At 68.0% G+C, this 12,264-nt stretch carries 10 protein-coding genes; 7 read left to right on the forward strand and 3 right to left on the reverse strand.

The window, feature by feature from the left end:
* Positions 1-30 precede the first annotated feature (30 nt).
* Both CKO31_RS01470 and CKO31_RS01475 read right to left on the reverse strand, forming a co-directional pair.
* On the reverse strand, positions 31-3,366 hold the full coding sequence (locus CKO31_RS01470) for an efflux RND transporter permease subunit (RefSeq protein WP_200233342.1): 3,336 nt from the start codon (positions 3,364-3,366) through the stop codon (positions 31-33).
* Positions 3,359-4,486: an efflux RND transporter periplasmic adaptor subunit gene (locus tag CKO31_RS01475; RefSeq protein WP_200233343.1), complete on the reverse strand. Its 1,128-nt coding sequence runs from the start codon at positions 4,484-4,486 to the stop codon at positions 3,359-3,361. The genes CKO31_RS01470 and CKO31_RS01475 overlap by 8 nt, the downstream gene beginning before the upstream one ends.
* Positions 4,487-4,674: 188 nt before the next feature.
* On the opposite strand from CKO31_RS01475, the gene CKO31_RS01480 reads away from it, so the two are divergent.
* The 5 genes from CKO31_RS01480 (at position 4,675) to CKO31_RS01500 (ending at position 8,663) form a co-directional block, all read left to right on the forward strand.
* Positions 4,675-4,893 carry a hypothetical protein gene (locus CKO31_RS01480; RefSeq protein WP_200233344.1) on the forward strand — a complete coding sequence of 73 codons (219 nt, stop codon included), beginning with the start codon at positions 4,675-4,677 and terminating at the stop codon, positions 4,891-4,893.
* Positions 4,887-5,363 (forward strand): LEA/WHy family protein, encoded by a 477-nt coding sequence (locus tag CKO31_RS01485; protein ID WP_200233346.1) that lies wholly within the window; start codon positions 4,887-4,889, stop codon positions 5,361-5,363. Before CKO31_RS01480 ends, CKO31_RS01485 begins: the two co-directional genes overlap by 7 nt.
* Before the next feature lie 207 nt (positions 5,364-5,570).
* On the forward strand, positions 5,571-5,990 hold the full coding sequence (locus tag CKO31_RS01490) for a hypothetical protein (protein WP_200233347.1): 420 nt from the start codon (positions 5,571-5,573) through the stop codon (positions 5,988-5,990).
* A 67-nt stretch (positions 5,991-6,057) separates the two neighbouring features.
* Positions 6,058-7,296 carry a 30S ribosomal protein S1 gene (rpsA, locus tag CKO31_RS01495; RefSeq protein WP_200233348.1) on the forward strand — a complete coding sequence of 413 codons (1,239 nt, stop codon included), beginning with the start codon at positions 6,058-6,060 and terminating at the stop codon, positions 7,294-7,296.
* Between the two features lie 368 nt (positions 7,297-7,664).
* Positions 7,665-8,663: an aldolase catalytic domain-containing protein gene (locus CKO31_RS01500; RefSeq protein WP_200233349.1), complete on the forward strand. Its 999-nt coding sequence runs from the start codon at positions 7,665-7,667 to the stop codon at positions 8,661-8,663.
* A gap of 8 nt (positions 8,664-8,671) precedes the next feature.
* Here the strand turns inward: CKO31_RS01500 and CKO31_RS01505 are convergent, their stop codons facing one another.
* Positions 8,672-9,739, reverse strand: coding sequence for a DUF2333 family protein (locus tag CKO31_RS01505; RefSeq protein ID WP_200233350.1), 1,068 nt, complete (start codon positions 9,737-9,739; stop codon positions 8,672-8,674).
* Positions 9,740-10,153: 414 nt separating this feature from the next.
* On the opposite strand from CKO31_RS01505, the gene CKO31_RS01510 reads away from it, so the two are divergent.
* Positions 10,154-11,107 carry an SLAC1 anion channel family protein gene (locus CKO31_RS01510; RefSeq protein WP_242475068.1) on the forward strand — a complete coding sequence of 318 codons (954 nt, stop codon included), beginning with the start codon at positions 10,154-10,156 and terminating at the stop codon, positions 11,105-11,107.
* An 88-nt stretch (positions 11,108-11,195) separates the two neighbouring features.
* Complete coding sequence (locus CKO31_RS01515; RefSeq protein WP_200233352.1) at positions 11,196-12,197, forward strand: OmpA family protein; 1,002 nt, start codon at positions 11,196-11,198, stop codon at positions 12,195-12,197.
* The last annotated feature ends 67 nt before the right edge of the window (positions 12,198-12,264 follow it).

Consider the following 12,264-nt stretch of genomic DNA (forward strand, 5'->3'; position numbering starts at 1 on the left):
CCTGCCGGTCCGATGCCGGCACGCTGAACCTCATCCAGTCGCCGTCCTAATCCACTCCACCCGCTTGCGCATCACCCCGTAGTAGACGACGGGGATCACCACCAGCGTCAGCACGGTGGAGACGAACAGGCCGAACAGCAGCGACACCGCCAGGCCCGAGAAGATCGGGTCGTCGAGGATGAAGGCGGCGCCGGCCATGGCGGCAAGCGCCGTGAGCGCAATGGGCTTGGCGCGGACGATGGCGGAGTCCACCACGGCCTGCTCCAGGCTGTCACCCGCGCGCACCTGCTGGTTGATGAAGTCCACCAGCAGGATGGAGTTGCGCACGATGATGCCGGCGAGCGCGATCATGCCGATCATGCTGGTGGCGGTGAACTGGGCACCGAGCAGGGCGTGGCCGGGCATGATGCCGATGATGGTCAGCGGAATCGGCGCCATGATCACCAGCGGTACCAGGTAGCTGCGGAATTGGGCCACCACCAGCAGGTAGATCAGCAGCAGGCCGATGGCGTAGGCCAGCCCCATGTCGCGGAAGGTCTCATAGGTGATCTGCCATTCGCCGTCCCATTTGACGCTGAACTCATAGGGATTGTCCGGCTGTTGGATGTACCACTGCGGCAGGCCAAGGTCATCGGTGAGCTGCCCGGCGATGGCGAACAGCCCGTACAGCGGGCTGTCGATGGGCCCGGCCATGTCGCCGGTGACATAGACCACGGGCAGCAGGTCCTTGTGATAGATGCTGTGGGCGCGGGTGGTCTCCACCACGTCGACGATCTCCGACAGGGGCACTAACTGCCCGCCCCGGGAGCGCACCCGCAGGGCCAGCACCTGCTCCAGGTCGGCCTTGTCGGCGGCGGCGTATTCGACGCGGATGGGCACGGCGTATTTGACGTTGGCGCCGTGCAGGAAGCTCATGTCCTCGCCTTCCAAGACCGTCGACAGGGCTTGGGCGACGCTGGCCTGCTCCACGCCCAGACGCGCGGCCTTGGCGCGGTCCACGACTACGAGCACCTTCTCGGACGGGTATTCCACGGAGTCGTCGATGTCGACGATGTCGGCCGTCTCGCCGAAGACGTCACGCACCTGCTTGGCGATGGCGATCTGGCCGTCGTAGTCGATGCCGTAGACCTCGGCCACCAGCGGCGAGAGCACCGGCGGACCGGGCGGGATCTCGACGATCTTGGCGTTGCCGTCGTATTGCCTTGCGATCTCTTGGAGCGGCTCGCGCAGCTTGAGCGCAATCTTGTGGCTCTTGTCGTCGCGGTGGTGCTTGTCCACCAGGTTCACCTGGATATCGCCCAGGTGCGGGCCTTCGCGCAGGTAGTACTGGCGTACCAGGCCATTGAAGTTGATGGGCGCGGCGGTGCCGGCGTAGACCTGGTAGTTGGCCACTTCGGGGACGGTGCTCAGGTATCTGCCCATCTCGCCGAGCACGCGGGCGGTCTGTTCCAGGCTGGTGCCCTCGGGCATGTCCAGCACCACCTGGAATTCGCTCTTGTTGTCGAAGGGCAGCATTTTCATGATCACCACCCGGTTCACGGCGAGCAGGAGCGAGCCCGCGATGAGCAGCAGCAGGCCCGCCAGCAACAGCCAGCGGTTGAGCTTGCCGCGGCCGCCCGCCAGGAAGGGGCCGATGAGGGTGTTGAACAGGCGCTTCAAGACATCGCTGCCGCCTTCTTCGTGGTGCCCGTGCGCGGGCTCCCCGGACGCTGCCGCGGCATCGTGGCGCTTGCCGAGCAGGAAGTTGCTCATCCAGGGCGTGAACACGAAGGCCACCACCAGGGAGATGAGCATGCCCATCGAGGCGTTGATGGGGATGGGGCTCATGTAGGGCCCCATCAGCCCGGTGACGAAGGCCATGGGCAGCAATGCTGCGATGACGGTGAAGGTGGCCAGGATGGTCGGGCTGCCCACCTCGTCCACGGCGCCTGGCATCAGCTCCAGCAGTCTCTTGCGCGGCCAGAGCGCCATGTGCCGGTGGATGTTCTCGACGACGACGATGGCGTCGTCCACCAGGATGCCGATGGAGAAAATGAGCGCGAACAGCGACACCCGGTTCAGCGTGAAGCCGTAGGCCCAGCTCGCAAACAGCGTCAGGGCCAAGGTGACGATGACGGCGGCACCGACGATGAGCGCTTCGCGCCAGCCGAGGGCCAAGAGCACCAGCACCACGACGCTAGTGGTGGCGAACGCCAGCTTGGTGATGAGCTTCTTGGCCTTGGCATCGGCGGTCTCACCATAGTTGCGGGTGATGCTGACCTCGACGCCCTCGGGGATGAAGGTGCCCTGGAGCTGGCCGAAGCGCTCCACCACGCGCGCGGCAATGTCCACGGCGTTCTCGCCCTCCTTCTTGGCCACGGCGATGGTCACGGCGGGCGTCGCACAGCCCATGGCGAGTGCGCACTCGCCAGCGTCCCCGTCGCTGCGGGCGGCGCCCGGGCCCATGCCCATCCAGACATAGGTCTCGGGCTCCTCGGGGCCGCGCTCTACCCGGGCGACGTCGCGCAGGTAGACGGGCCGCCCGCCGTGCAGGCCCACCACCAGCTCTCCGATGCCCTGGGGGTCGGTCAAGAAGGTGCCGGCCTGCACCAGCACCTCGGTGTTGTCGGCCACGACGCCGATGTCGTCGCGGATGGTGTTGCTGGCCTGAAGGGCCCGGCGCAGGTCGGTGATGTCGATGCCGTGGGCGGCGAGCGCCTGGGGGTCAAGAATCACCCGCACCACCTGCTCCGGCACGCCCAGGGTGTAGACGTCGCGGGTGCCTTCGACGCGCTTGATCTCCTGCTCGATGGCATGCGCCACCTTACCGAGCTCGTAGGCGCCGACGGCTTGGTCTTTGGACCAGAGGGTCGCCGTCAGAATGGGCACATCGTCGATGCCCTTGGGTTTGATGATCGGCTGTCCGACGCCGAGGTTCGGCGGCAGCCAATCCTCGTTGGATTGGATCTTGCTGTGCAGGCGCACAATGGCGTCGGTGCGGTCCTCGCCAACGCGAAACTGCACCGTCACCACGGCCATGCCCGGGCGCGAGATCGAGTAGATGTGCTTGACGCCCTTGATCTCGGAGAGCACCTGCTCGGCAGGGCCGGCAATCAAATGCTCCACTTCCGTGGCCGACGCCCCCGGGAACGGGATGAACACATCGGCGAAGGTGACATTGATCTGCGGCTCCTCCTCCCGCGGCGTTACCAGGATGGCGAACAGGCCGAGCAGCAGGCCGACCACAGCCAGCAAGGGCGTGATCTCGGTGTTCTGGAACTGGGCGGCGATGCGGCCGGACAGGCCGAGGCCGCCGCCCCCGCCGCTGTCGGCGTGGCCGCCGCCGGCGTCCCTGTCGCCGGCAGCCGGGGTCTCGGTGTCAGCCATCCTGGTTGCCCTCCGCCTGCGCTTGGGCCTGGGCTCTGGCCTGGGCCTTCAGCGCGACACCGGCGGCGATGGGATCCAACGCCACGGTTTCACCCGGCATCAGGCCGGACAGGACCACCAGCTCGTCGCCGTGCTTGCGCCCGACGCGGATCTGGCGGAAGTGCACCTTGCCTGCCGGGTCCACCACATAGACACCCGTAACCTCGGAGCGATAGACGACGGCGTCCCTTGGCACCGTGAGCTCATCCTTTTTACCGGTGACGAAGCCCGTCTTGACGAACATGCCCGGGAAGAGATCCACCAGATCCGAGGGCAGATCCAGCCGCACCTTGAAGGTGTTGGAGCCCATGTCCGCGTACGGGAAGACGGTGATGCGCTCGGGCTGCACCACAGTGACATCGGGCTCGGTCTCTTGGAGGCCGTTCGGTAGGTAGACGTTCACCTCGCCGATCTTGCGCACCGCCGGAATGACGCTCTGCGGCACGTCCACGGTGACCCGCAGCTCCTCCAGCGAGATGCCGGTCATGACCGGCTGGCCGGGGCTCGCGATCTCGCCCAGCTCGACGTGGCGGTTGGTGACGATGCCGGAGTAGGGGGCACGAATGCGCGTGTACTGAAGCTGCTCCCGCGCCTGCTCCAAGGCTGCCTGGGCCGCGTCCAGCCGGGCCTCGGCGCTGGCCAGCTCCGCCGTGGCCCGGTCCATTTCCGACTCGGAGACGTTCTCGTTCTTGTACAGCCCCTCGACGCGGGCGTAGGCGTCTTCCGCGCGCGCAAGCTCCGCCGTCGCCGACTTGAGCTCCGCGGCGGCCTGAGCGACCCGGGCACGGTGCTGGTTGTCGCGCAGGCGCACGAGGATCTCGCCCTTCTCGACGAAGTCGTCCACGTCGTAGAGGATCTCTTCCACCTGCCCCTGGGTCTGGGCGGAGACCGTGGTACGGTTCACCGCCTCGACGACGCCGTCGAGCCGATACTCCCGCGGCACGGTGCGGTGGCTGACCTCCGCGGTCTCCAGCTCCGCCGCTGCGGCGGCCGGCGGCGCATCGCCCGCCGCGAGCACCGGCGGTGCGAAAACGACCGCCAGCAGCGCCAGCAGGCGCGGTGTCTGTGGTTGCACATTCATGGCATCGTCTTCCCGAAAATGTATTAGACTTTTCTAATATACTTGTATTGCCTTGATCCAGCAAATCTTTCACCGACCTTAGAGGCTTGGCTGCGAGCCGCCATGATCCAGCGCAGTGTCTGCCCAGGCTGGCGTCCTCCACGACCGGAAAACCCTGACCGAAACGGGTAAGCTATCCGCAAACGGCCATGGCCAACCTGCCGGCCCTCGCCGACGCCGTCGGCATCGCGGCCACGGCGCAGTCGGACCGGCTTCTGGTAACGGCCGCGGCCGCTACCAGTGTGCCCTTGCAGGTGGCCGCCGAACAGGCCGCGCTGCGGCTCGCGCCCTTATCACCCATTCGCTGTGCGAGGTCCACCTGCATGTCGCCGGCTGACACGAACGCGAGAGGAATGGCATCGTGCTGAGCTGGCTGTTGATCGGCATCGTCCTGCTCCTGGCGGCTGCCGCACTGGCTTGGCTGATCCGCGGCCTGGAGCCGCCCGACGTGAAGCTCACCGCCGTGCGCCCCGATCAGCTCAGCGCCGGCGAGCAGCGCCTGCGCGTGGGTCTGCGGGTGCAGAACCCGAATCCCATCCCCCTGCCCGTCTTCGCTATGACCTACAGGCTCTGGCTGGAAGAGCAGCACATCGCCGCCGGCGACGCCGACCTGCGGCGGCGAGTGCCGGCGCGGGGCGAAGCAGACATGGAAGTCATGGTCAGCGGTGACGCCCGTCACCTGGCGCGCACGCTGCCGAAGCTCGCGCTGACGCCGCAGCCCTGGCGCTACCGTCTGGAGGGCAAGGTGGCGGTGCTGCCGAAGCTGCGCGTGGGTTATCGGCACGTCGGCACAATCGACCTCAAGGGTATGCTGCGCCTCGCCGCCTCGCTGCGCTGATGCGGATGAGCACCGGCAACCGATTTCCTAGCTCAGGAAGCAGCGCTTCGCCTGCGCAGGCCTCGGGCCCGCCCCGATCTTTGGATACTGGTCAACCGATGACGGCTAAACGCTAGCTCCCGCCGTCCGGGATGGTTAGAATTCACAGACAATCGTCGCCGTGCCGATCCCGCAGCGCCAGGCCCACCGCCCTTCAGCGCCAGCCCCATGTCCACCCCCAACGCCAGCGCTTCGCCCGAGCCGGGCCCGGAGCCACGCCGCCTCGTCAACGCTTGGGTGGCTGAGCAAGTCGGCCGCCTGGATTCCGCCGAGGCGAGCGCCTTGAACGCGGAATGGCCGCAATGGCGGGCACAGGCGGCGCAGCTCATCGCCGAAGGCCTGCTGGCTTATGTGGTTCTGGAAATGGTCGCACCGGACCTCGCCATCGCTCAGGCGCAGGCTCAGGCCAGGGGCAGCCACGCCAACGGCACCGACGGCCACGCCCATGGGCACACCGACGACGCCGCCCTCACCGAGCGGCTCGTCGCCCACCTACAGGATTTCATCGACTACCGCGACGAAGTGACCGATCGCGGTGGTCTGCCCACCAGTGAGCCGTGCCCGCACGGCCACGACCATCACCACTAGCGCAACTGCCGACAATCAACCGGCGCGCCGTAGAGACCAGCCCGGCCCCCCAGACAGGCCAAGAGAGATGACAGACGAGAGTGAGTTCGAGGCCCTGTTACGGGAGCTGGAGAAAACCGAGCAGGCCGTCGCCGAACGGCCCAAGCCCGGCGACCGAGTCAAGGGCCAGGTGATCGCCATCGGCGAAGAGCAGGTCTTCGTGGACCTCGGCGGCAAGGCCGAGGGCGCCATAGACATCGGTAACCTCAAGGACAAGGAAGGCAACCTTAGCGTCGCCGTCGGCGACGAGCTGGAGGCCACGGTGGCCGCGGTCGATGCCGACACCGGCGCCGTCAGCCTCGGCGGCAAGCACGGCAAGCAACTGCACGGCGCCGAGGAGCTGGAGGCGGCCTACCAGCAGGGCCTGCCGGTCGAGGGCAGTATCACCGGCACCACCAAGGGCGGGCTCGAGGTGCGCATCGCCGGCCACCGGGCCTTCTGCCCGGCCTCCCAGGCGGACATCCGCTTCGTCGAGGACCTGTCCAGCATGGTCGGGCAGCACCACGCCTTTCGCATCACCAAGCTCGAGGCCGGCAAACGCCTGAACCTGGTGGTCTCCCGCCGCGCGCTGCTGGAAGCCGAGCGCGCCGCCCAGGCAGAGGCCCTCAAGGAGCAGCTGCAAGAGGGCGCGGTGCTCAACGGCAAAGTCGTGGGCCTCAAGGACTTCGGTGCCTTCGTGGATCTGGGCGGCGTCGAGGGCATGGTGCATATCAGCGAGATGTCGCTGACGCGCATCCGCCACCCGGAAGAAGTGCTGAGCCTGGGCCAGGACGTGGAAGTCCAGGTGCTGCGCATCGAGGACACCGGTAACCCCAAGCGCCCGCAGAAGATCGCGCTGTCCATCCGCGCGTTGGCCAAAGACCCTTGGTCCGACGTCACCGCCCGCTATGCCCCCGGGAGCCGGGTCGACGGACGCGTCACCCGCACCCAGCCCTTTGGCGCCTTCGTGGAGCTGGAGCCGGGCCTCGAGGGCATGATCCACATCTCCGAGCTCGGCGCCGGCCGCCGCCTAAACCATCCGGACGAGGTGCTGAGCACCGGCCAGGAAGTGACCGCCACCGTGCTCAAGGTCGAGCCCGAGCGCAAGCGCATCGGCCTTTCCCTCGCTGAAGACACAAACGCCTCACAGGCCCGGGACGATTACGGCCAGGAGCGCCGAGGCAAGCCCGGCGGCGGCCGCGGGCGTCGCGACGAAGCCCCGGAGCCCGACGATCGCATGGGCACCTTCGGCGATCTGCTGAAGGAGCAGATGGGGCGGGATGAGTGATCGCGAAGTTTGAATGAAGCTGGAAGGGTGAAGTTTGAAATGAGCAGAAGCCGCAGCCGCGTCGGCTGGTAGCTGACCGCCTGCGCTTGTTGACGCTTCGGCCCGTGCCGTGCAGATAGCGCCCCGGGGAGTGCCGTCCCAGCGCGAGCGGGATGCCGCTGGCTGGCACGGCCCGAAGCCTACCGAGCAAGCCTCCCGCCTCGCCTTCCACCTGCCGGTCGCGACGGCGACGCCGCTCCCACAGCGCAACAACCGCGCCGGGCGCCGGCACCGCCCAAGACCGCGGAAGCTGATCAATGCCAATGCCCGAGCGACGGTCTGCGGCGCACAATGGCGGATCGACACAACTCGGAGCGGAGACGAGCACCATGGCGGAGACGAAGGCCGAAGACAAAGCCCCCTGGATTACCTACCGGCCGGAGCTCAAGGTGCTCGATTGCACCGTGCGCGACGGCGGGCTGGTGAACGGCCACCGCTTCAGCGACGACTTCGTGCGGGCCGTCTATGAGGCCTGTGTTGCCGCCGGCATCGACGCCATGGAGATCGGCTACAAGAATTCGAAAAAGACCTTCCCGGTCGAGAAGTTCGGCCCTTGGCGCCACTGCGACGAGGCAGACTTGCAGCGCGTGGTGGGCGACCACGACGCCGAGCGCACCGGTCTCAAGCTCGCCGCCATGGCCGATGCCGGCAAGTCGGACTGGCAGACGGACCTCGTCCCCGCCGGCGACAGCCCGCTCAGCATGATCCGCGTGGCCTTCTATGCCCATCAACTGTCGGAGGCCGTGGCCATGATCCGCCATGCCGCGGAGCTGGGCTACGAAACCACGGCCAACCTGATGGCCGTGTCGAACATCACCGACGACGAGATCGATACCGTGCTCGCCGGCATCGCCGAGACGCCGGCCAGCACCATGGTCATCGTCGACAGCTTCGGCCACCTCTACCGCGAGCAGGTGGATAAGCTCTATCGCCGGTACTCGGAGGCGCTGGCGGGCACGGGCAAGGACATCGGCATCCATGCGCACAACAACATGCAGCTCGCCTTCGCCAACACCATCGAGGCCATCATCCTCGGCTGCAACCGCGTGGACGCCACCATGCTCGGCTTCGGCCGCGGCGCCGGCAATTGCCACACCGAGCTGCTGCTCGGCTTCCTGCGCAACCCCAAATTCGACCTGCGCCCGGTGATCGAGGTCATCCAGAGCCACCTGGTGCCACTGCGCCAGGACATCGAATGGGGGCCGCTCTTGCCTTACAACATTACCGGCCAGCTGAACCAACACCCGCGCGCCGCCATCGAATGGCGCGAGGGTCCGCAGCGGGACGACTTCGTCGCCTTCTACGACAAGGTGGTCTCCGAGATCTGACCGCGGCCTCAGCCCTGCTCCAGTAGCAGCCCCAAGTCGATCACCGCGGCGTTCACGCGCGCCACATAGGACGCCGCCACCATGGAATGGTTGGCGAGCAGGCCGAAGCCGCCGCCGTTCAGCACCACCGGGCTGCGCATGGGCTTGATGGCGCCTTCGAGGTCGTGGACGATCCGGCGTATCTGCATGTCCGCGTTCTTGTCCGCCAGCACATGGGCGAAATCCCGCTCGATGCCGCGCAGCACGTGCAAAAAGGCCCAGCTGTAGCCGCGGGCGCAGAAGAAGACGTCGTCGACGCGTGCGGGATCGTAGACCGCGCTGCCGGCGGGGTCCAGCGGCATGCCGGACGCCGGCAGCGCGTCGTCGGCGATGTGTCCGGCGATGGGGTCCAAGTCCAGTGTCGCGCCGGCGGCGGCCCCCAGGCGCACGCCGAAATTTCCGAGACGCTTCTCGACCAGCCCCAGATAGTCGGCGAGGTTATCCGCCCGCGGGTAGAAGCGTGCCTGCCCCTTGGCCAGATCGCCGAGATAGGCCCGCAGGGCCGCAATGCCCTCGGCGTAGGCATCTTCCGCCGCCGGCAGCACCCAGGCCTTGGGGTCCATAGCCAGCTTCATGTCCGCGCGCTTCACGTCCAAGTTCTCCACCGACTGGGTCTGCGCGCGGGTGAAATCGTCGCGCAGCGCCTGTACGGCATCCCGTAGCGCCATCACCACACCGCACTCCCAGCTCGGGCAGTTGTCCATGATGGCGCCGGGCGGCAGGCGATCATTGTGCAGAAAGCCGCCCGGCTTGTTCAGCAGCGTGTCGCCGATCCCGATGATGGCGGCCGTGGTCGCCACCCCCGCCGGGGTCTCGCTGCCGCCGGCCGCGGCGACCTCCGCCTGCGCCCGCTCGACCACGTCGAACACCGGCGGTTGCCGGCCCCAGTAAAGCATCAGCGCCAGGTTCAGCAGCAATAGGGCCAACAGCGCCCCAAGTACCCAGCGCAGTGCCCGGGCCGGGCCGGCCCGTCGCCGCCCGCTGCGCGCCGCGGCTCGGGCGGTCACCGCCAGCGGCTGTGTCGAGAAATCGTTCATGGTCCTGCCTCCAGAGGTTTTGGCCGGCGGCGCGCGGACATCGACTGGTGCCAAAGCGCCGGGTGTGACCCTATCGGCAAGTACATTAGCGTTTTCTAATTTCTAAGGAATTGCGGATCGGCAATCCCCGGTTGAGACCATGGATCAGGCCCGGCATATCGCCGGGAGATCCGCGGCTCACCGGTCTTAACCCAGTGCTTCGCTCCGAGATTTGTCAATGCGATGCCCCGGTGCGCTGCCTAGACTGCTAGACATCCCTTGGCGCCCGCCGCGACGCAACCGGCCAGACGGCGCCTCGCAGAACCGATTCTTGGAGGCACCATGTCGACAGACGCTACCAGCCCGGCGGCGCCCGCCGGCGCCGCACCGCCCAACCCGGCGGCGCCCACCCGCGCCGCACCGCCCAACCTAGAGATGCCCGGCAGTCGCCTGGAGCACTTCCCTGCCGCCTTCTTCGCCATGGTCATGGGCCTCGCCGGCCTCACCATCGGCTGGGAGAAGGCGCAGTCGGTGCTGGGCCAGCACTTCCCCTTCGTACCCTGGCTCATCGGCGGCGTCAGCGTGCTCTTCGTCGCCCTCGCCGGCGTCTATGTCGCCAAGACGATCCGTTATCCGGCCGCCGTGCGCGCGGAGGTCCAGCACCCGGTGCGCATCCACTTCATGCCCACCATGGCCATCAGCCTGCTGTTGCTGGCCATCGTCTATTTGCACACAGCGCCGGAGGCGAGCCGCTGGCTGTGGATTGCCGGCTCGGCACTACAGCTCGGCTTCACGCTGTTCGTGTTCAACGCTTGGATGCACCACGAGCACTTTCAGGTCCAGCATATGAACCCGGCCTGGTTCATTCCGGCCGTGGGCAATGTGCTGGTGCCGGTGGCAGGGGTGCCGCTCGGCTACGACCTGGTGTCCTGGTTCTTCTTCAGCGTCGGCATTCTGCTCTGGCCGGTGCTGCTGACCATCGTCTTCTACCGGGTGCTCTTCCACCAGGCCCTGCCCGAGCGGCTGGTGCCGACGCTGTTCATCCTGGTGGCACCGCCGGCGGTGGGCTTCATCGCCTATGTTCGCCTCACCGGCGGCTTGGATGTCTTCGCGCAGATCCTGTATTTCTCGGCGCTCTTCTTCACCGTGGTGCTGGCCACGCAGGCGACGCGCTTCCTGCGCATACGCTTCTACCTGTCGTGGTGGGCCTACTCCTTTCCGCTGGCGGCCATCGCCATCGCCAGTATGCTGATGGCTGAGCAGACGGGCCGGATCGGCTTCCTGTATCTCGGCTTCGGGCTGCTGACCATGTTGTCCGGCATCGTCGTGCTGCTGCTGGTGCAGACCGCACGCGCCGTCTACGAGCGCGGCATCTGCCTGCCGGAGTGAGCCGCGCGCCGGCGCGCCGGCTGATCTTCAGCATCGGACCCGCCGCAGCCGTCACGCCAGCCAACACTCAGCACGGAGACAGAAAGCCATGAATCACCCCAGCCCGACACCGGCCACCGTCAAACCGAGCCGAGCGCTGCTGCGCAACGGCATCGTGCTCGGTGTGCTCGCCGCGCTCTTCGCCGGCGGCCTCTTCCTCCTCTACAGCCTCACCGACGGTGAGCGGGTGCCGCTGGCACAGCAGCGCGCATCCGCTGGCCAAAGCCCGTCAAAGCCAGAGCCCCCCTCGGCGCCACCAGCAGAGCCCGCGGACCCGCCACCGGAGACGGCGGCAGAGACAGCGCTCACGGCGCCGGCATCGCCGCAGGCGCCCGACGCAGGGCCGGCACAAGCGCCGGCCCCGACGCCGGCGGCTGCGGCTGCGTCGACAGCTCAGCCCGAGCCCGCCGCCGAGCTCGCCCGCGCAGGCGATGTCGAGGCACTGCAAGCGCGCGTCGAGGCCCTGGAATCCGAGCTGGAGACGGCCCGCGAGCGGCTCGACACCCTCGCCACGCGCACGAGCGCCTTCGCCGACGCGACGGACCGCATCGAGGCGCTGGAGACGGACGTCGCCGCCGCCCGGGCAGCCGCGGATGCCGCCGCCGAGCAGGCCGCCGACGTCGCCCAACGCTACGGCAGCCTGACGGCGGACTATGCTCGGCTCGGTGCCCGCTTTACTCCGGCCGGCGTGCTGATCCGCCTGGACGAGGCGGCGCTCGCCTTCGCCCCCGGCACCGCCGAGCTGCCGGCTTCCGCCGAATCCGAGCTTGCCGAGATCGCGGCCTTCCTCAAGCGGCATCCGGGGCAGCAGGTGGTGCTGCGCGGACACACCGATGCCACCGGCGCCGCCGCGGCGAATCAGCAGCTGTCCGAAGAGCGGGCGGCGGCGGTGCGCGAGGCCCTGGTGGGTCTCGGCGTGAGCGCCGAGCGCCTGCGCATCGAAGGCGTCGGCGCCGCCGAGCCCATCGCCGACAACGCCAGCGCCGAGGGCCGCCGGCGCAATCGGCGGGTGGATATCCTGCTCCAGACGCCGGCGGACACCCCCGGCTGAGCCCCTGCCCGCGGCGGCGTCATCTGGGCCCCGAGCCGGCGGGGCCTGGCCGCTCTGGTTGCGGCCG

The organism is Thiohalocapsa halophila (genome assembly GCF_016583825.1).
GTDB classification, from domain to species: domain Bacteria; phylum Pseudomonadota; class Gammaproteobacteria; order Chromatiales; family Chromatiaceae; genus Thiohalocapsa; species Thiohalocapsa halophila.

What these genes read in the sequence shown, in the direction of transcription:
- CKO31_RS01470 (WP_200233342.1), bottom strand. Translation starts at nt 3,366, where the DNA reads ATGGCTGACACCGAGACCCCGGCTGCCGGCGACAGGGACGCCGGCGGC.
- CKO31_RS01475 (WP_200233343.1), bottom strand. Translation starts at nt 4,486, where the DNA reads ATGAATGTGCAACCACAGACACCGCGCCTGCTGGCGCTGCTGGCGGTC.
- CKO31_RS01480 (WP_200233344.1), top strand. Translation starts at nt 4,675, where the DNA reads ATGGCCAACCTGCCGGCCCTCGCCGACGCCGTCGGCATCGCGGCCACG.
- CKO31_RS01490 (WP_200233347.1), top strand. Translation starts at nt 5,571, where the DNA reads ATGTCCACCCCCAACGCCAGCGCTTCGCCCGAGCCGGGCCCGGAGCCA.
- rpsA (WP_200233348.1), top strand. Translation starts at nt 6,058, where the DNA reads ATGACAGACGAGAGTGAGTTCGAGGCCCTGTTACGGGAGCTGGAGAAA.
- CKO31_RS01500 (WP_200233349.1), top strand. Translation starts at nt 7,665, where the DNA reads ATGGCGGAGACGAAGGCCGAAGACAAAGCCCCCTGGATTACCTACCGG.
- CKO31_RS01505 (WP_200233350.1), bottom strand. Translation starts at nt 9,739, where the DNA reads ATGAACGATTTCTCGACACAGCCGCTGGCGGTGACCGCCCGAGCCGCG.
- CKO31_RS01510 (WP_242475068.1), top strand. Translation starts at nt 10,154, where the DNA reads ATGCCCGGCAGTCGCCTGGAGCACTTCCCTGCCGCCTTCTTCGCCATG.
- CKO31_RS01515 (WP_200233352.1), top strand. Translation starts at nt 11,196, where the DNA reads ATGAATCACCCCAGCCCGACACCGGCCACCGTCAAACCGAGCCGAGCG.